The sequence below is a fragment of the Kocuria sp. KD4 genome (assembly GCF_011769905.1).
In the GTDB taxonomy this organism is placed as follows: domain Bacteria; phylum Actinomycetota; class Actinomycetes; order Actinomycetales; family Micrococcaceae; genus Kocuria; species Kocuria marina.
Genome location: NZ_CP050449.1, coordinates 1179313 through 1202749, shown reverse-complemented (window position 1 = coordinate 1202749; position 23437 = coordinate 1179313). Strand labels below are relative to the sequence as shown.

21 protein-coding genes are annotated in these 23437 nt (G+C 70.9%); 4 read left to right on the top strand and 17 right to left on the bottom strand.

Annotated elements, in window-relative coordinates; all coding sequences use genetic code 11:
* Positions 1-58: 58 nt before the first annotated feature.
* The 16 genes from HBK84_RS05550 to ftsY form a co-directional block, all read right to left on the bottom strand.
* Positions 59-1381 carry a hypothetical protein gene (locus tag HBK84_RS05550; RefSeq protein ID WP_167318395.1) on the bottom strand — a complete coding sequence of 441 codons (1323 nt, stop codon included), beginning with the start codon at positions 1379-1381 and terminating at the stop codon, positions 59-61.
* A gap of 155 nt (positions 1382-1536) precedes the next feature.
* Positions 1537-2016: a YraN family protein gene (locus HBK84_RS05545; RefSeq protein WP_085106283.1), complete on the bottom strand. Its 480-nt coding sequence runs from the start codon at positions 2014-2016 to the stop codon at positions 1537-1539.
* A gap of 140 nt (positions 2017-2156) precedes the next feature.
* A complete protein-coding gene (locus tag HBK84_RS05540; RefSeq protein WP_240919113.1) occupies positions 2157-2858 on the bottom strand; it encodes a ribonuclease HII in 702 nt (233 codons plus the stop codon).
* A complete protein-coding gene (gene lepB / locus HBK84_RS05535) occupies positions 2855-3670 on the bottom strand; it encodes a signal peptidase I (RefSeq protein WP_167318394.1) in 816 nt (271 codons plus the stop codon). Before lepB (HBK84_RS05535) ends, HBK84_RS05540 begins: the two co-directional genes overlap by 4 nt.
* Before the next feature lie 132 nt (positions 3671-3802).
* Positions 3803-4492, bottom strand: coding sequence for a signal peptidase I (lepB, locus tag HBK84_RS05530; protein WP_167318393.1), 690 nt, complete (start codon positions 4490-4492; stop codon positions 3803-3805).
* 10 nt (positions 4493-4502) lie between these two features.
* Entirely contained in the window at positions 4503-4865 is a 363-nt protein-coding gene (rplS, locus tag HBK84_RS05525) for a 50S ribosomal protein L19 (RefSeq protein ID WP_064846126.1), read from the bottom strand.
* Positions 4866-5042: 177 nt separating this feature from the next.
* Complete coding sequence (gene trmD / locus HBK84_RS05520) at positions 5043-5993, bottom strand: tRNA (guanosine(37)-N1)-methyltransferase TrmD (RefSeq protein WP_167318392.1); 951 nt, start codon at positions 5991-5993, stop codon at positions 5043-5045.
* Between the two features lie 3 nt (positions 5994-5996).
* Positions 5997-6572 (bottom strand): ribosome maturation factor RimM, encoded by a 576-nt coding sequence (gene rimM, locus HBK84_RS05515; RefSeq protein ID WP_167318391.1) that lies wholly within the window; start codon positions 6570-6572, stop codon positions 5997-5999.
* Between the two features lie 124 nt (positions 6573-6696).
* Positions 6697-6939, bottom strand: a complete 243-nt coding sequence (locus HBK84_RS05510; RefSeq protein WP_035964545.1) for an RNA-binding protein — start codon at positions 6937-6939, stop codon at positions 6697-6699.
* 2 nt (positions 6940-6941) lie between these two features.
* A complete protein-coding gene (rpsP, locus tag HBK84_RS05505) occupies positions 6942-7370 on the bottom strand; it encodes a 30S ribosomal protein S16 (protein ID WP_064846130.1) in 429 nt (142 codons plus the stop codon).
* Positions 7371-7547: 177 nt separating this feature from the next.
* Entirely contained in the window at positions 7548-8534 is a 987-nt protein-coding gene (locus HBK84_RS05500) for a hypothetical protein (RefSeq protein ID WP_167318390.1), read from the bottom strand.
* Positions 8531-9025, bottom strand: coding sequence for an NUDIX hydrolase (locus HBK84_RS05495; protein WP_167318389.1), 495 nt, complete (start codon positions 9023-9025; stop codon positions 8531-8533). Before HBK84_RS05495 ends, HBK84_RS05500 begins: the two co-directional genes overlap by 4 nt.
* A 6-nt stretch (positions 9026-9031) precedes the next feature.
* On the bottom strand, positions 9032-10603 hold the full coding sequence (gene ffh / locus HBK84_RS05490; RefSeq protein ID WP_064846133.1) for a signal recognition particle protein: 1572 nt from the start codon (positions 10601-10603) through the stop codon (positions 9032-9034).
* 113 nt (positions 10604-10716) lie between these two features.
* On the bottom strand, positions 10717-11055 hold the full coding sequence (locus tag HBK84_RS05485) for a P-II family nitrogen regulator (protein ID WP_064846134.1): 339 nt from the start codon (positions 11053-11055) through the stop codon (positions 10717-10719).
* Positions 11052-12371 carry an ammonium transporter gene (locus tag HBK84_RS05480; RefSeq protein WP_239321680.1) on the bottom strand — a complete coding sequence of 440 codons (1320 nt, stop codon included), beginning with the start codon at positions 12369-12371 and terminating at the stop codon, positions 11052-11054. The genes HBK84_RS05485 and HBK84_RS05480 overlap by 4 nt, the downstream gene beginning before the upstream one ends.
* A gap of 274 nt (positions 12372-12645) precedes the next feature.
* Positions 12646-13752, bottom strand: a complete 1107-nt coding sequence (gene ftsY / locus HBK84_RS05475; RefSeq protein ID WP_206069197.1) for a signal recognition particle-docking protein FtsY — start codon at positions 13750-13752, stop codon at positions 12646-12648.
* Between the two features lie 46 nt (positions 13753-13798).
* Between ftsY and HBK84_RS05470 the strand changes: the two genes are divergently transcribed.
* On the top strand, positions 13799-15145 hold the full coding sequence (locus HBK84_RS05470; RefSeq protein WP_370520618.1) for an MFS transporter: 1347 nt from the start codon (positions 13799-13801) through the stop codon (positions 15143-15145).
* 6 nt (positions 15146-15151) lie between these two features.
* On the top strand, positions 15152-15310 hold the full coding sequence (locus HBK84_RS05465) for a hypothetical protein (protein WP_167318388.1): 159 nt from the start codon (positions 15152-15154) through the stop codon (positions 15308-15310).
* Between the two features lie 206 nt (positions 15311-15516).
* Here HBK84_RS05465 and smc read toward each other — a convergent pair whose 3' ends face one another.
* Positions 15517-19167, bottom strand: coding sequence for a chromosome segregation protein SMC (gene smc / locus HBK84_RS05460; protein ID WP_167318387.1), 3651 nt, complete (start codon positions 19165-19167; stop codon positions 15517-15519).
* Between the two features lie 334 nt (positions 19168-19501).
* Here smc and HBK84_RS05455 point away from each other — a divergent pair, with 334 nt between their 5' ends.
* Together HBK84_RS05455 and HBK84_RS05450 are read left to right on the top strand one after the other, a co-directional pair.
* Positions 19502-20527 (top strand): 3-oxoacyl-ACP synthase III, encoded by a 1026-nt coding sequence (locus HBK84_RS05455; RefSeq protein ID WP_098056099.1) that lies wholly within the window; start codon positions 19502-19504, stop codon positions 20525-20527.
* Between the two features lie 46 nt (positions 20528-20573).
* Positions 20574-23315, top strand: a complete 2742-nt coding sequence (locus HBK84_RS05450) for an alpha/beta fold hydrolase (RefSeq protein ID WP_240919112.1) — start codon at positions 20574-20576, stop codon at positions 23313-23315.
* Positions 23316-23437 lie beyond the last annotated feature (122 nt).

The following is a 23437-nucleotide window of genomic DNA, read 5'->3' as shown; positions in this document are numbered from 1 at the left end:
TTCGCGAGGCGCCCCTGAACAGAACCGTGTACCGGGGCGAATCCCAACGAACGGCCCACTAGAGAGCAGCGGGCGCGGGGTCCTCCAGGGGCACGGGGACGGCAATTGCCGGGTCCGTGTCCTCGACGGGCAGCACGTCAGTGGGAACCGACACCGGCACCACGGAGACGGCGCTGTCGGGTAGCTCCGTGACCGGGGCTCCGGCCCGCAGTTCCAGGTTCATGGGACCGAGCTGTAGGTCCTGCGACTCCGCCGGGGCTGCGGGCTCCAGGGATCCCGGGCCCGGAATCCCCGGATCCGGGTCCACGGGGTCCGGGATCACCGGTGCTGACACCGTGGGCACCGAGACGATGGGATCGGTCACCGCCGGGTGGGGCGAGACGGAGGTGTCGGGCGCGGGTACCGGCGGGATCGGGATCGTGGGCGCCGGGCTCGGAGGCACGGGACCGCCCGGATCGGGATTCACCGGCGGGATCCCTCCCGGATCCGGGAGAACGGGCGCCCCGGGGTCCGGAACCGCGGGTGCACCCGGATCCCCGGGCACCTGAGGGGTGTCCGCGGTGGGCGATGCCGAGGGTTCGGGGACGTCCGGAGCGGGGAGACCGGGAACAGCCGATTCCGCGGGGGCATCGGGGCTCGCACTCTCCCCGGCGCCGTCCGATCCGTTCCCGCTGCCCGATCGTCCGCCGCCCGCGGGCCCGTCGCCGCTCGGGGTGTCATCGGTGTCCTCGGGCTGGGCACGCACGGGGGTGACTTCCCGGTTACCGATGGAGGGGATCAGCTCGAGGCTCTCGAAGCTCTCCGGAACACGGGAGATGTCCCCCACGAGGATGTTCGTACCGCGCTCGCCCGCGGCGATGTCCCCCGCGGCGGTCCGGTCCGCCTCCTCGATGCGATTCTTGAGGTGCCGGGCCTCGTGCTCGGTCAGTGGCGACCCGTCATGGGCGCGGTACTGGTCCCCGGACGTCCGGGGCCGCCACCGGTCCAGGGCCCGTGAGACGTTCTCCAGTTGGTAGGACCCGCCGTCGGAGGCCTTGAGGATCATACGACTCACCGACACGGGGGAATCTCCCCGTTCGTTGTCGATCTCCACGGTGGCGTACGTCGCGCGCTTGACGCGGGCATCCTTGCGCAGTTCGTCGAGTTCAGGATCGGGGATCTCCCGCGCGGGGAGCGTGATGCGCACGGACGCCCCGTTGGGGAGGTGCGCCCGGAAGATCCCGGCATGCAGACCCCGGTCACCCGCGGCTGAGGTGGCACACGCGGAGGCGTCGGATCCGGCGGGCGGCTCCTCGTCCGCGCACGAGACGAGCATCAGCGAGGCGGCCGCGGCCAATGCCGTGGCCGACAACACGTGAGGAAGCCACGCCGGACTCTTCATGCGTCCCCCGATCGCCGAGCCTTTGTACTCATGCCACAAAATACCGTGGCACGGGGAGGGGGAAATTCATAATGCTCTCGGTGACGACCCGGAGTGTGACTCCCCGGTGGAGGTCGGCGGCGAACGGGCCCCGTGGCACGGATCGCGCGGATGCCTCACAACCAGCCGAGGGAGCCTATGTGTTCCACGCGCGGGGTACCGCCGCGGGGCCAGTGGACCGCCACGACGTCCACGCCGGGGATCGCGACAGCCCTGTGTTCCCTGGCCCAGGCGCGCGCGAGGACGTGCAGTCGCCGCAGCTTCTCCCACCCCACGGCCTCCGCGGGATGTCCGAAGTCCCCGCCCGAGCGCGTCTTGACCTCGAACACGGTCACGGTTCCCTGTCGCTCGGCGACGACGTCCAGCTCACCGCGGGGCGCCCCGGGCCCAACGGCGGGGCGCCAGTTCCGGTCCAGGATCCGCCAGCCCGAACGCTGCAACAGGTCCGCGATCAGTTCCTCCCCCGCCCTCCCCACGCTCACATGGGCCGCGACCGGGGCGTCGGGCGGGGCGGTGTCGGGCGGAGCGGTGTCGGGCGGAGCGGTGCCCGGACGACCGGAATTGCGTGGCACATGGGCAGAAGTGGAAGTCGTCATGGACCCACTGTGATGCGCGACGACACTCCTGGCCATGGCCGGGGCGCGCCTGTGCAGGGCGGATCCGTCCAGGACGCGCTATGGGCCCTCGAGTACCAGGCCCCCACCTCACCTGCGAAGGAATGCGGGTGACCAGCGGACTACCGCGCGCCCAGGTTCCAACTGAGCCGGTGCTGCGGCGTGGTGCCGTGTTCGAGCAGCGCCGCGCGATGCACAGCACTGCCGTAGCCCTTGTTGGACTCCCACGCGTACGCGGGGAACTCGCGGCCGAGCGAGACCATGAGTTCGTCGCGCTCCACTTTCGCCAGGATCGACGCGGCCGCCACGCTGACACAGTGCGCATCGGCCCGGACGAATGTGCGCACGACCGGCGGCAACGCGGTGTCGTCGGCGTCCTGCCCCAGCACCGGGGGTGCGTCCAGCCAGTTGTGGGAACCGTCCAGGATCAAGGCATCGACGCGCGTGCCGTGTGCGGCCACGGTAGCCAGTGCCCGGAGCCCGGCCAAGCGCAGCGCGGCGGTGACACCGAACTGGTCGATCTCGCGCGGTTGCGCGTGCCCCACCGCGGTGCCCACGGCCCATGCCGCGATCGTGCCCGCGAGGGCCGCACGCCGCGCTGGACTCAGGGCCTTGGAGTCACGCACGCCGTGCCACGGCGGCGGGTCAGACGGCGCTCCCCCGGCCATCCGTTCGAGGTCCAGGACCGCGAGGCCCACGCTCGCGGGACCCGCGAGGGCTCCCCGGCCCACCTCGTCCATTCCGGCCACGAAGCGGTGCCCGGCGCGCGCGAGTTCCGTTTCCAGTTCGAGCGTGGGCACGGTGCGCGGCGTCGCGGAGCTCACTGCCCGCCGGCCGCGGGGACGTCCTGGAACACCTCGACGGGGTTGTGCTGGAACTGGAAGCGATCGAGCGGCCACGCGATCACGAACGCGGTGCCCACGACGTCGTCCTCGCTCACGAACCCGGTGCCGGTGGCGATGTGGTAGCGGGAATCGGCGGAGGCGTTGCGGTGGTCACCCAGCACGAACAGCTTGCCGTCGGGCACGGTGACGTCGAACGGGATGTCGGACGGCGCTGCCCCGGGGTACAAGTAGGGCTCATCGAGCGCCTCGCCGTTGACCGTGACCCGCCCGGACGCGTCGCAGCACGTCACGTGGTCCCCGCCCACGCCGATCACGCGCTTGACCAGGGCCTGCTGGCTGTTGTCGGGGAGCAGGCCCACGAACTCGAGCGCGCCGCGCACGGGGTTGGCCGCGGTCCGGGGCGCCTCGGGCAGCCAACCCTGGGTGTCCTCGAAGACCACGATGTCGCCGCGGTCGATGTTGCCCGTGCGGCCGTCCAGTACGTTGACGAAGATCCGGTCGTTGAGTTCCAGGGTCTGTTCCATGGACCCGGAGGGGATGAAGAAGCCGCGGATCAGGAAGGTCTTGACCAGGAACGCGATGAGGAGCGCGAGGGCCACCACGATCAGGATCTCCTTGACCGCGCCCCACCCGGTCGTGGGCTCCTTGGCCTCCCGGCGGCCGCGGCGCCGTGCGCCGGATTCGCTCGCCCGCGCGTCCCGGGGTGCCGCCGCGCCGCCGGGGTCGCGCTGCGGTGCGGGCTCACCCGGTCCGGGAACGCCCTCGACACCTGATCCATGCTGCTCAGCCACTACGCATTCCTCTTCTCGGGTCCCACGGACACGGTTGCGTGTTCGCGCGCGGGAGTTTGCCTGGCGACGTCGCTCGCGCCTGGGATGCCGTCCGCGCGGGGGTGCGCGGGGCGGGGCGGAGCACCGAGACCGTCACTCCCGCAGTGTACGGGCACGCTCCGGGGGCCACACGACACGCTCGGCGGTGCCCACGATGCGTTCGGTGCGGATCAGGCCGCCGCCCGGCGAGCCCAGCAGCGATCGGGAGTCCACGGACACGCTGCGGTGGTCACCCATGAGCCACACCCGTCCTTCGGGCACGTGCACCGTGAACGGGATCCGGGACGGCTCGTCCCCGGGGAAGACGTAGTCCTCGTGTTGTGGCCGGCCGTTGACGGTGACCAGTCCGTCCGCGGTGCAGCAGGACACTGTGTCCCCTGCGACCCCGATGACCCGCTTGACGTAAGCGGTGTCTGAACCGGTGACGCCCAGCCAGCGGCCCAGGGTGTGGGCGACCTGCTGGTGCCACGGGTCCGTCGAGTGCAGCGGGTCCAGGGAACCGCGGCCATCGAAGACCACCAGCTCGCCCCGAGCGACGTCGTTCCCCGAGACGAGTTTGTCCACCAGCACCCGGTCCCCGCCCTGGAGCGTGGGCTCCATGGAATCGGAACCGACCCAGTAGACGTCCGCCACGAAACCGCGCACGACCGAGGCCAGGACGAAGGCCGTGAGCAGGGCGATGGCCACGACCCACAACCACCACCGGCGCGTGGAAACGGGCCGTTTCACGGCGGAGGACCCGGCAGATGCCGGGCCCTCCGCGTGTTCCGTGTGCTGTGGCACCCGGTGTGTCTTACTTGCTCGATGCGCTCGAGTCGCGCTTCTCGCGGATGCGAGCAGCCTTACCGTGACGATCGCGCATGTAGTACAACTTGGCACGGCGCACGTCGCCGCGGCTCACGAGCTCGATCTTCTCGATGATCGGGGAGTGCACCGGGAAGGTACGCTCCACGCCCACACCGAAGCTGACCTTGCGCACGGTGAAGGTCTCGCGCACGCCGGAGCCCTGACGGCCCACGACGAAGCCCTTGAACACCTGAACACGGGAGCGGTTGCCTTCCACAATGTTCACGTGCACGTTGAGGGTGTCACCGGCACGGAAGTCCGGGACGTCGTTGCGCAGCGACTTGGCATCAAGCTGGTCAAGAATGTTCATGACATAACTCCTCGTGATCGCCGCAGGTCTCCCACGTGTGGTCCGCGTGTCACCCCGCGCGGGGTGGCATCGCTCCAGGATCCGGGACGGAACTTGGGATGGCCGTGCCGGGTGGTGCGTCGTTGGTCGCTCTCCCCCCTGCGGCAGGGGCGTGCCCGACGCACACACAGCGTTCTATTATGCCATATCCGGCGTGCCTTCCGTGGCCGCGTGCCCGCCGTCACGGCGCCACGATCCACCCGTCACGTGGAAGCCGGTCTCGGCGAGCACCGCGAGGTCCGCCCTGTCCAGCTGTGTGGGGTCCAGGGCCAGGATCATGTCCGGGCGGCGCTGCGCGGTGCGCGAGAGTTGCTGGTCCCGCCGCCACCGTTCGATCCGCCCGTGGTGACCGGACAGCAGGATCTCGGGCACGGCCCGCTGCCGCCACACCGCGGGTTTCGTGTACACGGGGTACTCGAGCAGCCCGCCCGTGTGGGACTCCTCGGCCAGTGATTCCGGATTGCCGATCACGCCGGGGATCAACCGCGTCACGGCCTCGACCATGGCGAGCACGGCGACCTCTCCCCCATTGAGCACGTAGTCGCCCAGACTCAGGGGGCGCACCCGCACCTCGGTCCGAGCGTTGTCGATGAAGCGCTCGTCGATCCCCTCGTAGCGCCCGCACGCGAAGATCAGGTGTTCCTCCGCTGCCAGTTCGTACGCGATCCGCTGCGTGAACACCTCCCCCGCCGGGGACGGGACCACGAGCACGGGTGCCGCGGAGTGTTTCCCGACGGTCAAGGACGACGTTGCGGCACCCGGCTCTGTGGTCTGCGCAGGGTTCGTCACGACAGCCGGTACCGCGGTCTCCGGGGCCTCCGGTGCGGTCCGAGCGGACGACGACGCCGCGGCGTCGCCCCCTGCGCGCACCACCGACTCGAGGGCGAGCGTCCATGGCTCGGGCTTCATGACCATGCCCGCGCCCCCGCCGTAGGGGGTGTCGTCCACGGTGCGGTGCCGGTCGGTGGTGAAGTCGCGGGGATCGGTGACCGCGAGGTGGAGGACCCCGTCCGTGACGGCCTTACCGATCAGTGACAGGTTGAGGGGCTGCAGGTACTCGGGGAAGATGCTCAGCACGTCGATGCGCACGGTTCACTCCGCTTCCGCGAGCTCGAGCAGGCCCGGGGGCGGGCTCACCAGCACGACGCCCGCGTCCAGGTCCACCTTGGGGACGATTTCTTCCACGAACGGGATGAGCACGGGCCGCCCGCCGCCGTCCGGGGTGATCTCCAACAGGTCCTGGGCGACACCCTGGATCAGCGCCTTGACCGTCCCGATCCGAGCGTCGTCCCGTGTGATGTCCACCGCCGTGAGACCCAGCAGGTCGTCCTGGTGCCACTCGTCGTCGTCGAGCTCGAGGTCCGCGGCCTCCGCGAACAGTTCGAGACCCCGCGCGGCCTCCGCCGCGGTGCGGTCCTCGATCTCCTCGAAACGCGCCACCAGCACGTTCTTGTTCCACCGGGAACCGCCCACGGTCACGTGGTCGAGCTGCGGGGAGCCGGCCCCGGCCGGTGCATTGCCCTCGCCCCTGCCCCGTTCACGGGCGGGCTGCACCTCGAGCACGGAGCCCGGGGCGAACCGCGCCCGCGGGTCGTCCGTGAACAACTCCACCGTGACTTCTCCCCGCACCCCGTGCGGTTTACCGATCCGGGCTACCCGAACGCTCATGGCATCTCCTCGTGGCGACTCGTGCTGTGTGGGGCCCACACGCTACCGCGCGGGCAACGACCACGGCCCCCGCTCCTCGGTGCGAGGAACGGGGGCCGTGATACGTGTGTCTCGTGTGCTCGCGTCAGCGACGCCGGTCGGTGTCGACCACGTCCACGCGAACGTTCTCGCCGGAAGCCAGTGCCGAGACCACGGTGCGCAGGGCCTTGGCCGTGCGTCCCGATCGCCCGATCACGCGACCCAGATCGTCCGGGTGCACTCGCACCTCGAGCGTCTGACCGCGCCGGCCGTCGCGGGAGCGCACCGACACGTCGTCGGGGCTGTCCACGATGCCACGGACCAGGTGCTCGAGCGCTTCGGCGAGCATGCTCACTCTGCCTTCTCGGCGTCGTCCTCCGTGGCCGCGGTCTCTTCGGCGGGAGCTTCCTCGGCCTTGTCGGCCTTGGCGGTGATGGCCTCGGGGATGATCACGGAACCGTTGTCCGGGGCCACGAACTCGGCCTTGGCCTCGGGCTGCTTGAGGGTGCCCTCGGCGCCCGGCTCACCCTTGAACTTCTGCCAGTCACCGGTGATCTTCATGAGGGACAGCACGGCCTCGGAGGGCTGCGCACCCACACCGAGCCAGTACTGCACGCGATCCGACACCAGGTTGATGTACGAGGGGTGCTCGGTGGGCTGGTACACACCGACCTCTTCGATCACGCGACCGTCGCGCTTCTTGCGGGAATCCACGACGACCACGCGGTAACGAGGGTCACGCATCTTGCCCATACGCTTGAGACGAATCTTGACTGCCACTTGTGTGGTTACTCCTGTTTCGAATGGAATCGGACATCGCACACACCTGCCCGTGGGGCGGGCCGTGAGTGGATTTCCTGTGGACGCGACAGCACGCGCGGTGAGAGGGTCCGCACGGGTCGAGTACCCGACCATTGTGCCATACGTGTCAAACCGAGGGCGGTCGGGGCGAACGCGTCAGCGGTTCTTGCGTGCGCGCACCGAGGCCCACAGGGCGGCTTGGAGGGCGGCGTCCGTGAACAGCGCCGCCGACGCCGAACCGAGCACGGCGGCACGGCGTCCCCCGCGGGCTGCGAGACCCGCGAGCCCTGCGCCGAGGGCGATCTCCGCTCCCCCGATCGCGAGCAGCAGTCCCGGCCTGCGCACGTAGGCCCGCTGGATCCGGGACAGCACGTCCCCGCCGCTGGGCTCCACGCTCGCGGCGGCCAGCATGGACAGACCCAGGGGCCGGGGCTCGAAGTCCGAGACACCGTCGACCTCGTGCAGCTCGCGCTGGGACTCCACGAGCTTCGCGGCCACGGTGGGTAGGCCGAGCAGCTGCAGGACGGATTCCAGTAGCAGCCCCGAGCTGGGCGTACGCGCGTAGTTCTCGAGCCGGGCCGTGGCGGCGGCGTCCAGCTCGGTCAGGGACGCGATGAACTCCACCGTGGTCAGCATGCGGGCCTCGGCGGTGCCCGCGGCGGGCGACGACGCGGCGTCGTCCGCGCCCGCGGCGCTGACGGTATCGGGGGCGCCGCTGAAATCCAGAGCGCCGTTCGTGTCCTGCGCGTCACGCGCGGGCTGGGCCGTGGGCACCGGGCTCGCCTGCCCCCGGAGCGCTTCGAGGGCGAGGTCGGTCGCGAACTCCGCGGGTTCCCAGCACAGCGTGGAATCGTCCGCGATCCGCGCGAACTGGGCACTCCACGACTCACGAGCGTTCAACGAGTTCACGGGTGGGTAGATCCGCAGGCTGCGGCTCTCCCCGTCCGAGGAGATCAGGACCGCCATCGCGTCAGGGTCCGCGGCCGCAGCGAGGGCCCCGGGGTCCAACTCGTCCGGGACCAGCACGACTGACCAGCCGTTGCGCGCGAGCGCCGTGAACCTGGTCCCCAGAGCGGTGGCGATGAACGGCAACTGCGGGGCGTCCGCGTGCACGATCAGCGCGGTGCGCGGCGCGGCACTCATGCGTGCCGGCCGCCGTCCATGACGCGTTCGACCACGGTCCCGGAGCGCAAGGCCTCCAGAGCCGCGCGGATGTGCTGCGCCAGGCCGGAGCTCAGCACGGTCTCAAGCTCCTCGGGGGCCACCCACCGGTACGAGAGCAGTTCCTCCTCCTGCACCGTGATGGGGGTGTCGGAGGGGATTTGCCCGCCGTCGTAGAGGAAGGACACGGAGTCCCCCCACATGCCCATGCCCACGCCGTGGCTCACCGCGAGCAGCCGCCCGCCCTCGAGGTGCAGGCCGACCTCCTCCACCACTTCGCGGAAGCACCCGGTGCGGGGATCCTCCCCCGCCTCCACGGTGCCGCCGGGCAGGGTCCAGTCGTCCTTGTAATTGGGTTCGACCGTGAGCACGCGACCGCTCTCGTCCCGGATGATCGCAGCGGACGCAAGCCGCCGGGTGGGCAGCGACGCGATGAAGCTGCGCAGTTCGTCGTCGGGGAGGTATGAACCCATGACCGCCTACTTTCCGAGGAATTTCTCGAAGCCCTTGGGCAGGTTCAGCGACTCGGCGTCCAGGTCCTTGCCCTGGGCACCGAACGCGCTGCCCGGCGCCGCCGGCTTCTGACCGGAGGCGAGTGCCGCGTTCTCCTGCGCGCGCTTGGCGGGGTTGCCGGAGCGCGAGCTCTTCTTCTTGGACTTGCCCTTCTTGGCAGCACCCCCGCCGGCGCCGCCCATCCCGGGGATGCCGCCGGGCATCCCGGGCACGCCCTTGCCCTGGGCCAGGCGCTTCATCATCTTCTGCGCCTGGGCGAAGCGCTCCATGAGCTGGTTGACCTCGGAGACCGAGACGCCGGAACCCTTCGCGATGCGCGCGCGGCGCGAGCCGTTGATGATCTTGGGGGCCACGCGCTCGTGCGGGGTCATGGAGCGCACGATGGCCTCCACGCGGTCGATCTCCCGCTCGTCGAAGTTCTCGAGCTGCTCGCGCATCCCGGCGGCGCCGGGCATCATGGCGAGCATCTTCTTCATGGACCCCATCTTGCGCAGCTGCTGCATCTGCGCGAGGAAGTCCTCGAAGGTGAAGTCCTCCTGATCGGTGAACTTCTTGGCCATCCGCTCGGCCTCGGTCTTGTCCCACTGTCGCTCGGCCTGCTCGATGAGCGTGAGGACGTCACCCATGTCCAGGATGCGCGAGGCCATCCGGTCCGGGTGGAACTGCTCGAAGTCCCGCACGCCCTCGCCCGTGGACGCGAACATGATGGGCTTGCCGGTCACCGCACGTACGGACAGGGCCGCGCCGCCGCGGGCGTCGCCGTCAAGCTTGGAGAGCACCACGCCGGTGAAATCCACGCCCTCGTCGAACGCCTTGGCGGTGTTCACGGCGTCCTGACCGATCATTGCGTCGATGACGAACAGGACCTCGTCCGGGTCCACGGCGTCGCGGATGTCGCGCGCCTGGTTCATCAGCGCCTGGTCGATGCCCAGGCGTCCGGCGGTGTCGACGATCACGACGTCGTAGAGCTTGGAGCGGGCGAAGTCGACGCCGTCGCGGGCCACCTTCACGGGATCCCCCGTGGGGTCGTCGAACTCCGAGGTGGCGCCGGGCTCCGGGGCGAAGACCGGTACCCCGGCGCGCTGACCCACGACCTGCAGCTGGGTGACGGCATTGGGGCGCTGGAGGTCGGAGGCCACGAGCACGGGCTTGTGGCCCTGGTCCGTGAGCCACTTGCCAAGCTTGCCGGCCAGGGTGGTTTTGCCCGCACCCTGCAGGCCCGCGAGCATGATCACCGTGGGCCCTGTCTTGGCGAGGTTGATCCGCCGGGTCTCGCCGCCGAGGACGTTCTGCAGCTCCTCGTTGACGATCTTCACGACCTGCTGGCCGGGGTTCAGCGCCTCGGAGACCTCCGCACCGAGCGCGCGCTCCTTCACGATCGCCGTGAACTCCCGGACCACGGGCACGGCCACGTCCGCCTCGAGCAGGGCCCGGCGGATCTCCCGGACGGTGGCATCGACATCGGCCTCCGAGAGCCGGCCCTTGCCGCGCAGGTTCTTGAAGGTCGCTGTGAGCCGGTCGGACAGTGAATTGAACACGGGGTGGTCGCTGCTTTCGTCTGACAACGGATGAATTCAGTGTCCCAGGTTAGCAAGCGAAGCCCCGCCCGGTCGCCCGGACGGGGCCTGTGCCGACGACGTCGCGTGCGACCTCAGAGCGCGACGTCACCCAATTCGCCGGTGCTCACGCGCACGGTGTTCTCCACGGGAGTGACCCACACCTTGCCGTCCCCGGGTTCGCCCGTGCGTGCGGAGGTGACGATGACGTCCACGAGGTCCTGGACCTCGCCGTCCTCCACGACCGTCTCGATGCGCACCTTCTCGAGGAGGTCCACCGTGTACTCGGCACCGCGGTAGACCTCGCGGTGCCCGCGCTGGCGGCCGTAGCCGTGGACGGTCAGCACGGTCATGCCCTGCACGCCGTATCTCTCCAGGGCGTCTTTGACGTCACTGAACTTCTCGGGTCGCACCACTGCGGTGATCAGCTTCACTGGTTGTCTCCTTTGCTGGCGGCGGGCACGGGGGCTTCGGCGGTCCCGGGCAGGGGCCGCGCGGGGGCCTGCCCGGCGAAGTAGCCGGTGGCCTCGTCCTTCAGCGAGTACGCGGACTCCGCGTGCTGGGTGAGGTCCACGCCGATGACCTCGTCCCGGCGGGTGATCCGCAGCCCCATGGTGGCCTTCAGGACGAGCCCTATGACCAGCGTGAGAACGCTGGTGTAGAGCGTCACGAAGAGGGTCGCGGCGAGCTGGGTGCCCAGCAGGCCCCAGCCACCACCGTAGAACAGTCCGGCCCGGCCCTCGGAGGGGATCGCCAGGAAGCCCAGCGCCACGGTGCCGACGATGCCGGAGACCAGGTGCACGCCGCACACGTCCAGCGAGTCGTCCAGGTGGATCCGGTACTTCAGGCCCACGGCGATCGCGGAGCACGCACCGGCCACGGCGGAGAGCAGGATCGCGCCGAGCGGGGTCACGTCGGCGCACGCCGGGGTGATGGCCACGAGCCCGGCGACGACGCCCGACGCCGCACCCAGCGACGTCGCGTGCCCGTCCCGGATACGCTCGGTGAGCAGCCAGGCCAGCATGGCCGCAGCCGGGGCCACGAGCGTGTTGGTCCAGATCAGGGCGGCCTGCTCCACGGTGGTTGCGGCGCCGGCGTTGAAGCCGAACCAGCCGAACCACAGGATGGCCGAGCCGAGCATCACGAGCGGCAGGTTGTGCGGGCGCTGGCCCGAGTCGCGGCCGAAGCCGCGGCGGGCGCCGATGAGCAGGATGAGCACCAGCGCCGCGATGCCCGCGTTGATGTGCACGGCGAGCCCGCCGGCGAAGTCGATCGGCTCGCCGAAGATCCGGCCCAGGGCGCCGTCCTCGGAGAACAGCCCGTCACCCCACACCATGTACGCGAGGGGGAAGTAGACCAGGGTGACCCACACGAGCGTGAAGACCACCCACGTGCCGAACCGGGTGCGGTCCGCGATCGCGCCGGAGATCAGGGCCACGGTGATGATCGCGAACGTCACGGAGAAGTCCGAGGACAGCAGGTCCTCGGTGCCCATCAGGCCGTGCAGACCGAAGTGCGCGAACGGATCCGCGGTGAGGCCGCCCAGCACCGGGTCCCCGGCGAGCATGGAACCGCCCCACAGCACCCACACGACGCCCACCACGCCGAGCGCCGCGAAGCTCATCATCATCATGTTCAGCACACCCTTGGCGCGGGTCATGCCTCCGTAGAACAGTGCAAGTCCGGGGGTCATGAAGAACACCAACCCCGCGGCCACCACGGTCCACACGTGTCCGGCGGTCAACTCCACCCGGATCACCTCGTCCCTGTCTCGTGTCGGCACAGCCTTTGCGCCTCTTGCACACAGTCAACGGGGCGGGTGTTACCGCGACAGCGCGGGTTCGTGACGCCGGTGTTTCACGTCACGTCCGCGTGTGACGATCGTGTTAACTCCTCAGGTACCGGTGTCGATGCCGGTTCCAGTGCAGTGCCAGGGGCCAGTGCAAGTGCCGGTGCTCCGACGACGACGGCGCCCACTCCCACGAAGGGGGCGGGCGCCGTCGTCGTCGCGAGAGGGAGCAGGCTCAGTCGATGATCGCGTCCACGAACTGCTCGGCGTTGAAGGGTGCGAGGTCGTCCGGGCCCTCGCCGAGACCGATCAGCTTGACGGGCACGCCCAGGCCGCGCTGGATGGCGACCACGATCCCTCCCTTGGCGGTGCCGTCAAGCTTGGTGAGCACGATGCCCGTGATGTCCACGGCCTGCGCGAAGACCTTGGCCTGGGTCATGCCGTTCTGCCCGGTGGTCGCGTCGATCACGAGCAGCACCTCGTCCACCTCGGCGGCCTTCTCGATCACGCGCTTGACCTTGCCGAGCTGGTCCATCAGACCGGCCTTGTTCTGCAACCGGCCAGCGGTGTCCACGAGGACCACATCCGCCTCTTGGTCGATGCCGGCCTTGACGGCATCGAACGCGACCGAGGCGGGGTCCGCGCCCTCCTGCTCGGAGCGCACCGTGGGCACGCCCACGCGGGCTCCCCAGGTCTCGAGCTGGTCAGCGGCGGCCGCGCGGAACGTGTCCGCCGCGCCGAGCAGGACGTCCTTGTCCTCGGCCACGAGCACGCGCGCGAGCTTGCCGACCGTGGTGGTCTTGCCCACGCCGTTGACACCCACCACCAGGACCACCGCGGGCTTGCCCGGGGCGGACTCGGTGCGCAGGGAACGGTCCAGGGTGGGGTCCACGAGCGCGAGCATTTCTTCACGCAACAGGGACTTCAACTGCGCGGGGTCCTTGGTGCCCTCGACCCGCACGCGCTTCTTGAGGTTCTCCACGAGCTCGAGGGACGCGTCCGTGCCGAGGTCCGCCATGAGCAGCGTGTCCTCGATCTCGTCCCACGTGTCCTGATCGATGCGTTCGCGGGACAGCAAGACCAGCAGACCCTTGCCGAGCATGGTGTTGGACTTGGCCAGCCGTCCGCGCAACCGGGTCAGGCGCCCGCGGGCGGACTCCGGGCGTTCGAGGGTGCTGACCGGTCTGTCCTCGACGAGGGTGTCGCCCTCGGTCTCCGGGACGTCGTCCAGGTCCCGGGTGTCCGTGTAACCTCCCCGCGGTGCCTTGGGTCGGCGCAGCAGCAGGATGCCGAACACCACGAGCAGCACCACCACCACCGCGGCGACAATGAGTATCCACATCAGGTCAGTCGTGATCACCCTTCTAATGTCCCATAAACTGCAGGGCGTGTCCCGCCCCGATCCCCGCGACCCCGCCGAGCATCCCGTCCCCGCCTCCCCCGACGACGCGCGCGCTGCTGCGGCGGCGTCGGACGCCGCCGCAGCAGCGTCCACTGCATCGGACGACGCCGCCGGAAAACCCGTGCCGCGCGGCAGGGTCCCCGAGCCCATCAAGGTCCTGATCGCTGCGGCCTTCGTGATCGCCCTGGGCTACGGGATCGTGGCGCCCGTGCTGCCGCAGTTCGCGGCCAGTTTCGGCGTGGGCGTGGCCGCGGCCTCCGCCGTGATCAGCGCGTTCGCCCTGTGCCGGCTCGTCTTCGCTCCCGCGAGCGGTGCGGTGGTCAACACGTTGGGTGAGCGGCCCACGTACCTGATCGGGTTGATCGTGGTGGCACTGTCCTCGGCCGCGACCGCGTTCGCGCAGACCTATGGGCAATTGCTGATCTTCCGCGGTCTCGGGGGCATCGGGTCCACGATGTTCACGGTGTCCGCGATGGGCCTGATCGTGAGGTTGGCGCCGCCCACCATGCGCGGGCGGGTCTCCGGGTACTACGCGACCGCGTTCCTGCTGGGCGGCATCCTGGGGCCCGTGCTCGGCGGACTGCTCGCGGGTCTCGGGATGCACGCCCCGTTCCTGATCTACGCCGGCGCTCTGCTGGTCGCCGTGCTCGTGGTGTACCTGCGGCTGAAGGACGAGACGATCGGCGCCAGACGCACCGGCCGGGCCCAGCCGCCCATGCGCGTCCGCGAAGCGCTCGACGCCGGAGCGTACCGTGCCGCGCTCGCGTCCAGCTTCTCCACGGGCTGGACGGCCATGGGCGTACGCGTGGCCCTGGTCCCTCTCCTGGCCGTCCAGGTGGTCGGTGAGGGTCCGGCCGTCGCCGGGCTCGCGCTGGCACTGTTCGCCGTGGGCAACGCCGCGGCCTTGACCGTCACGGGGCGGCTCACCGACCGCGTGGGGCGCAAACCGCTCGTGCTCACGGGCCTGCTCGTGTGCGGCCTCGCGACCATTGGGGTGGGGCTGAGCACGTCCGTGGTGGCGTTCGCCGTACTGTCCCTGCTCTCCGGGGTGGGCTCCGGAACCCTCAACCCGGGGCAGCAAGCCGCGGTGGCGGATGTCATCGGCCCGGATCGAGCGGGCGGCAGGGTACTGTCCCGGTACCAGATGTGCGCGGACGCGGGCCAGATCGCCGGCCCCGTGCTCGCGGGCGCGCTCGCGGACGCCGCCGGTTTCGGCTGGGCCTTTGGGATCTCGGGAGCGCTCATGCTCCTCGCCGCCGTCGCGTGGCTTCCGGTCAGGGACACCCTGCCCCCGGAGTCACGCACCCAGGGAACCGCCCCCCGACGGAAGTGAGCCTTCGTGGCCGCAACCGAGCGACGTCGTCCCCGTTCCACGGCGGTACTCTTCATGGTCGTTTTCGTGACGATGTTCGTCGCGAACGCGATCCTCAGGGAGCTACGGGACCGCGGGATCATCACCACGCCGGTGCTCGTGCTCGCCATGGTGTTCCGTCCCTGACACCGGAAGTGGCCCCGGAGCGGATCCGGGAAACCCTCTCCCATCCCGATACCGAGTTGACTTCCGACGGCACCACGCTGACCGCGAGGATCGGGAGTGACCTGACCTTCCGCCGCCGCGGGGCCGCGCTGTTGCGCCGCGCCCGCGCGGCGACAAGCTGAGCCGCCCCACCCTCGGCGGGCGAGCGGCGTCGTCGGCGGAAGAGCTCAGCGCAACTGCGAGAGCTGCTGGCCCACGACGAGGCTCACGCCGTCGCCGCGCATCGAGACCCCGTAGAGCGCGTCCGCGATCTCCATGGTGCGTTTCTGGTGGGTCACGATGATCAGCTGCGAGCTCTCCTTGAGCTGCTCGAAGATGGTGAGCAACCGACCCAGGTTCCGGTCGTCCAGCGCGGCCTCAACCTCGTCCATGACGTAGAACGGGGACGGCCGGGCCTTGAAGATGGCCACGAGCAACGCGAGTGCCGTCAGGGAGCGCTCGCCGCCGGAGAGCAGGGAGAGCCTCTTGATCTTCTTCCCGGCGGGCCGGGCCTCGACCTCGACCCCCGAGTTGAGCATGTCGTCCGGGTCGGTCAGGCGCAACCGCCCCTCCCCGCCCGGGAACAGGGTCGCGAACACCGAGACGAACTGTTCCGCGGTGTCCCGGTAGGCCTGGGCGAAGACCTCTTCGACGTGCTGGTCCACCTGCCGGATGATGTTGCGCAGATCCGTGCGGGAATTCTTGACGTCCTCGAGTTGGGTGACCAAGAACTTGTGGCGTTCCTCCAGCGCGGCGAACTCCTCGAGCGCGAGCGGGTTGACCTTGCCGAGCGCCTTGAGCTGCTTCTGCGCGCGCTGCAACCGGGTCTCCTGCTCCTCGCGTCGGAACGGGGTCCCGGCATCGGTCATCCGGGGCAGAGCCAGCTGCACGGGCGCGCCGTCCTCCTCGGCGCGCTGGGCCGCCTCGAGCGCTACGTCCGCGTCCAGGACGGGCAGGTGGGGGCCGTAGTAGTCCACGAGAAAGTCGGGGGTCATCCCCAACTCCTCGAGGGCCGTGGTCTCGAGCCCCTCGAGCCGGGCCCGGCGCTGCGCGAGGTCCAGTTCCGCACGATGCAGCTGTTCGGTAAGTTCGCCGATCCGCCGGGCGAGCTCGTCACGTTCGGAGCGCAATCGCTGCGCGACCTCGTCCAGCCCGGCCCTGCTGGTCTCGATGGCGTCGCGCTGGGCGGCCGCCCGCGCCGCGGCGTCGTCGGCGCGTTCCCGGAGATAGCGCGCGGCCTCCCCCACGGCCCGCGCCACGACCGCTTGCACGCGGCGACGCTCCGCACGCCGCGCGGCCTCGGCCTGCGCGACACGTTCGGTACGCGCCGCCCGCGCCTGGGCCTGCGCCCGAGACTCGGCGTGGCGATGTTGTTCCTCGAGCCCGCGCAGCGCGAGCCGCGCCTCGGTCTCGACCTCGCGGGCGGTCCGGGCCTGCTCCTCGGCACGGTCCTTGGCGGACGCGGCCGCGAGCTGCTCGCGGTCGAGGTCTTCCTCGTCCCCGGTCTCCGCGGCCTCGGCGCGTTCCACGGCCTCGCGCAGCTCCGCATCCCGCTGGGTCAAACGCTGCTGTGCGGTCGCCAGGACACCGCGGCGCCGTTCCAGTTCGGAATCCGCCGACGACGCCGTGGCCTCCGCCCTGCTCGACGCCGCCCCGGCCGCCGCGGCCTCCTGCTGGGCCCGCTGCGCGGCCCGGCCGGTCTCGCGGACTTCCCGTTCCGCGCCCGCGCGCTGTTCCTCGGCCTCCCGGGCCCGTTCCGCCGCGGTCTCTGCGGCGTCCCGCAAGGTCGTGGTCTTTTCCACCTCGCGGTCGATCAACGCGAGGATCTCGAGGTTGCCGGCCGCATCCGTGGCTCCGCCCTGGACCCGATGGACGCCGTACACGTCACCGTCGCGGGTGACCACGCGCCACGCGGCGTCGGCCCGCCCGTCCTGCGCCGCGGCGTCGAGGACCGCGAGCGCGGCGGTCGCGTCCGGGGCGAGCACTGTGGTGGCGAGTGCGGCCCGCACCGCGGCCACGACGGCCGCGTGGCCCGTGGTGTCGGATTCCTCCGGGGCCGAGGAGAGGACCTCCGTGGCGCGCACGCACCCCTCGGGCAGCGCTGGACCGGTGACTTCGGTGGCCGCGCCGTCCTCCTGCGCGATCACGAGGTGCACGCGACCCGACCCGGCATCGCGCAACCGCGAGAAGACCCGGGCGGCCGAGGTGTGGGACGCCACGGCGAGCGCGTCGGACCACGGGCCCAGCGCAGCGGCCACGGCACGTTCCCACCCCGGGCTCACGCGCACGGCCCGCGGCACCTCCCCCAGCACGGGGACGACGTCCGCCACCGAGGACGAGCCGTCCGGTTGCCGCACGGACTCGCGCAGGGTCTCGAGGCGCACGGTGTGGGCGTGCAGCGCGCTCGCGGTCTGCTGCCGGTGGTCGTCCGCCTCCCGCGAGCGGGCGCGAGCGGCATCGGCCGTTTCCTGGGCTTCGCGGGCCCGTTCCCCGAGGCGCTGCGCCTCGACCGCGGTGGCCTCGGCTGTCTCGCGCAGGGACGCGGTGTCCAGGCGGGCACTCTCGGCGCGGGTCACGACGTCGGAGAGCTCCCCGCGAACCCGCTCCACGTCCGCTTCCGCGGCCGTGAGCGCCGACCGCGCGGCCGTGACCGCCGCGGCGAGCCGGACCTGCCCCGCGCGCCGGTCCGCGGCACGGCGCACGAGCGCGGCCGATTCCTTTTCCGCGTCCCGCGCGGTCGATTCGGCGGCCTCACGCGCCGCATGCGCACGGTCGAGGTCCTCGCGCGCCCCCGCGACCCGTTCGGCCAGCTGTTCGGCCTCGGCGAGTGTCCGGGCGGCCTGTTCCTCGAGGGTCTGCGTGTCCCGGTTCGTGGCGGCGGGTTCCTCGGTACTGCCCAGCAGCCGACGGCGCTCCTCGGCCAGGGCCGCCAGCGCCCGGTAGCGGTCGCGCACCGTGCTCAGCTCGTACCAACTCGTGCGGGCCGCGTTCAGTTCCGGGGTGGTGCGCGCGGCACGGGTCTCGGTCTCCTGCAGCCGCTGGGCGAGATCCGCGGCCGCGGTCTCGAGCTCGGCCTTGCGTTCACGCGCCGCGCGGCTCGCGTCCTGGTCCGTGTCCATCCCGGCGCGCGCCGCCACGAGATCGTCCGCGAGCAGACGGGCGCGCGCATCACGGACGTCGTACTGGATCCGCTGCGCCTTACGAGCCGTGCGCGCCTGCCGACCCAGGGGCGTGAGCTGACGCTGGATCTCACCGGTGAGGTCCTCGAGCCGGTCCAGGTTCGCCTGCACCGATTCGAGCTTGCGCAGGGTCTTCTCCTTGCGGCGGCGGTGCTTGAGGATCCCTGAGGCCTCCTCGATGAACCCACGGCGGTCCTCGGGGGTGGCCTGCAGGATCCGGTCCAGCTGCCCCTGCCCCACGATCACGTGCATCTCCCGACCCAGCCCGGAGTCGGAGAGCAGCTCCTGGATGTCCAGCAACCGGCACGAACGGCCGTTGATCGCGTATTCGGAGCCCCCGGAGCGGAACAGCGTGCGCGAAATGGTGACCTCGGAGTATTCGATCGGCAGGGCGCCGTCGGCGTTGTCGATGGTCAGGGACACGTGTGCGCGGCCCAGGGCGGAGCGACCGGAGGTGCCTGCGAAGATGACGTCCTCCATCTTCCCACCGCGCAGGGACTTGGCGCCCTGCTCCCCCATGACCCACGCGAGGGCGTCCACCACGTTGGACTTGCCCGACCCGTTCGGCCCCACGACCGCGGTGACCCCGGGCTCCATGTGGAACGTGGTGGCGGACGCAAAGGACTTGAAACCACGCACGGTGAGGGTCTTCAGATGCACGCGGGGGTCTCCAATGTCGTTGTCGCTTACGCCGCCCCGCGGCGCGCGCACCGGTGGGTGACGGGCGCGCCGACCTGGGCGATCACGAGCGCGGGGGCAGCCCCCGAGTCTACCCGGGGCGGGCCCCGCGGCGGTGCGTGGGCTCACACCCGCGGCTCACCGGGGCCGGAACGGCCTGCGCCCGCAGAGAAACGCCACGTACATCCGAAGGGAGCTGTCAGTCGGGACCGTTAGACTGAGCCGGTCCAACCCGCTAGTTCACCCGAGCGCCGAGGCTCTCCTCTCACGATCGATTCCTTGACGGTACGGGTGGCGTCTGATCGAAAGCGCCACATTGACCGGTAACTCCACCATCAGAAACCGAAATGCCGCAGTCCTATCCGTGACCAAGACGGAGGCGGACGTGGTCATCCCGTCTACTCGGTTCGATGAGGAGTTGGCAGAGACCTTCCGGCGGCTGCGCATGCCCAAGGGGCTGCTCGAGCGACTGGCCGGGATCAAGGAACGCCGCGGTTGGGCACCGGGACGCCACTTCACGGACGGCGCCACGGAGGCCGGCCAGGAGGCCCTGCGGCAATCGGGGGTGGCCCCGGAGCAGATCGGGTTGTTCATCAACGCGTCCGTGACCCGCGACAACTTCGAACCCGCCGTGGCCGTGGGCATCCACGACCGGCTGGGCCTGCCGAGCTCCGCGCTGAACTTCGACATGACCAACGCGTGCCTGGGCTTCGTCAATGCCCTCACCGTGGCGGCGTCCATGATCGACGCCGGGGCGATCGAGTACGCCCTGGTGGTCGCCGGTGAGGACCCCTCCCCGTGGCACCACGCAGCGGTGGAACGGTTGCGCGGGGACGACATCACCCGCGAACAGGTGGTGCAGGAGTTCGCCACGCTCACGCTGGGGTGCGGTGCCGCCGCGGCCGTCGTGGGCCCCGCGGACCGCCACCCGAACGGGCACCGCATCGTGGGATCCGTCACGCGCGCGGGCACGGAGTTCAACCACCTGTGCATCGGCGGGGACGACGGCATGTTCACGGACGCCACCGGGCTGCTCAACCACGGGGTGGGCCTCGTGGTCGAGGCGTGGCTCGAGGCCGAGAAGGACGGCTGGCAGTGGCGGGACATGGACTCCTACGTGACCCACCAGGTCTCCAACTCGCACACCAACAAGCTCATCCAGGACATGGGCCTGGACGCGGACCGTGTCCCCCTCACCTTCCCGTACTGGGGCAACGTGGCCGCCGCGGCCCTGCCCATGACACTCGCGCTCGAGGCCGAGCGGCTCGAACCCGGCCAGCGCGTGCTGTGCCTGGGCGTGGGCTCGGGCCTGAACACGACCCTCATGGAGATCGCCTGGTAGCCCGCCCGTAGCCCCCGGTCACCGCCTCACAGAACGGAGGAGCAACGTGCTCTCCACACCCTCCCCGGAACGCACCACCACGGTGCGTCTGCCCTTCACCGACACCCCGCTGCCGGGTGTGGACCCCGCGTGGTCCACCACGGTGAGCGTCCCGACCACGGCGGTCGTGGAACCCGTGCCCGGCAGGAAGCGCCGCTGGCACGTGCTGGACAACGGGGACGCGATCACCGAGGCGGGCCGCAGCCCCCGCGGGATCATCCTGGCCGTGCACGGCAACCCCACGTGGTCCTACCTGTGGCGGGACGTGGTGCGCGCCGGCCAGACGGCCGAGCAGCCGTGGCGCGTGGTGGCCGTGGACCAGCTGGACATGGGCTTCTCCGAGCGCACGGGATTGTTCCGCCGGCTCGAGGACCGCGTCCGGGACCTCGGGGACCTCACGCACGCGCTGGGCATCGACGATGCCGGACTGCCGGTGGTCACCTTGGCCCACGACTGGGGCGGGCTCATCTCCCAGGGCTGGGCGCAGGAACACCCGCAGCTCCACGCGGCGACCATCATGACCAACACCGCCGTTCACCACGACAACGCCGAGCCCATCCCCTCGGCCCTGCGGCTCGCGCTCAACCGCGCCGTGCACGAACCCCTCACCTCCGGGACCACCGCGTTCCTGGACACCACCCTGGCCCTGTGCGATCCCGCCCCGGCCAAGGACCTCAAGAAGGCCTACAAGGCTCCGTACACCTCCCGCGAGCGCCGCGAGGGCATCGCGCACTTTGTCGCTGACATCCCCGCAGAACCGGGCCACCCCTCCAACGCGGCGTACGAGCGCATCGCCGGGCGGATGAGCGCGCGCGAGGTCCCCACGCTGCTGCTGTGGGGCACCAACGATCCCGTGTTCCAGCAGCGTTACCTCGAGGACCTCATGCGGCGGGCACCCCACGCGGACGTCCACCGCTTCGAAGGCGCCAAGCACCTGCTGCCCGAGGCCCGGGACATCGCCCCAGCGATCCTCACGTGGCTCGGTGAGCGTTTCGGTCAGGACGAGCCCGTGGTGCAGGCCCACCGTGAGCGCCGCGCGCGCGGTCGCGGGGACTTCGTGCCGTTCTTCGCCGAACTCGACGCACGACGCCGCGACGCCTCCCCCGCCGTCGTGGACATGGGACCCGTCATGGGAACCGTGGACGGTTCCGCACCGGCGCTCAACGTGGAACGCACCGTGACCTGGGCCCAGCTGAGCACGTCCGTGGACCAGCTCGCGGTGGCCCTGCTGCGCACGGGCGTGCGCCCCGGGGACCGTGTGAACCTCATGGTCCCCCCGGGCTCCATGCTCACCACCCTGATCTACTCGTGCCTGCGCATGGGCGCGGTGATCGTGGTCGCGGACCAGGGGCTGGGCCGCAAGGGACTAACCCGGGCGCTGCGCGGTTCGTCCCCCGACTGGTTCATCGGCATCCGCAAGGCCCTCATGGGTGCGCGCGCCCTGGGCTGGCCCGGACGCCGGATCTCCGCGGACCGGCTGGACCCCGTGTCCAAGAAGCTGCTGGGCGTAGAACACACCGTGGCCGAGCTCATGGACTCGGTGACCACCGTGCGCCCGGAGGACATCCCCGCCGTGGACCCGGACGCCGCGGCCGCCGTGCTGTTCACGTCCGGCTCCACCGGACCCGCCAAGGGCGTGGTCTACACCCACCGCCAGATGGCCGGGATGCGCGACACCATCCGGGACACCTACGGGCTGCGGGCCGGAACCGGACTCGTGGCCGGGTTCGCGCCGTTCGCGCTGCTCGGCCCCGCCCTTGGTGCCGCCTCCGTCACACCGGACATGGACGTCACGAGCCCCAAGACTCTCACCGCGCAGGCGCTCACCGAAGCTACGATGGCGATCGGCGCCACCGCGGTATTCGCGTCCCCCGCGGCCATCGCCAACGTCCTGGCCACCGCGGACGAGCTGTCCCCCGCCGAGCGTGATGCGCTGGCCCGGGTGGACCTCATGCTCTCCGCCGGAGCGCCGATCCCCGAGGAGCTGCTCGCCCGGTTGCAGGAGCTGATGCCCGCGGCCGAGCTGCACACCCCCTACGGGATGACCGAGGCGCTGCCCCTGACCGACGTCAGCTTGGACGTGATCCGCGCGGCACGGGAGGACGCCCAGAGCGGCGTCGAGGGTGCGGGCCGCGGCGTGTGTGTGGGCACCCCGGTCGAGGGAGCGCAGCTCGGCGTATTGCCGCTGCGCGCGGACGGCTCCGTCTCCCCCGACATCGTGACCACCCCGGGTGTCACCGGCGAGATCGTGGCGCGCGCCCCGCACGCCAAGGACCACTACGACCGGTTGTGGATCACGGAGCGCACCTCCGACCTGACCCCCGGCTGGCACCGCACCGGGGACGTGGGGCACTTCGACGCCCGTGAGCGGCTGTGGTACGAGGGCCGCCTGGCCCACGTGATCACGATGTCCGACGGGCCGGTGTCTTCCGTCGCGGCGGAGCACGCCGCCCAGACGGTTCCCGGTGTGGGCCGCGTGGCCGTCGTGGGTGTGGGCCCCCGCGGTTCCCAGTCCCCCGTGGCCGTGATCGAAACGGTGCCCCCGGCCACCAAGCCCCACGTGGCCCCCGCGGATCTGGCCGAGCGCGTGCGCGCTACGATCGATTTCGCGACCGGGCTGGCTGTGAGCGCCGTGCTCGTGATCCCCGAGCAGCCCACGGACATCCGCCACAACTCCAAGATCGACCGCGCCGAATTGAGTGACTGGGCCGAGCAGGCCCTGGCCACCGGAAAGATGAGTGCCCTGTGAGCCACGACCAGACCCCCGCTCCCGACCGCTCCGGCGCCGGCCGCCACCGCGCCGACGATCACGACGCCGCTGCGCCGGCTCCCGGGGCCACCGCGGCCGGGGCGGCGTCGTCGGCTCCCCGG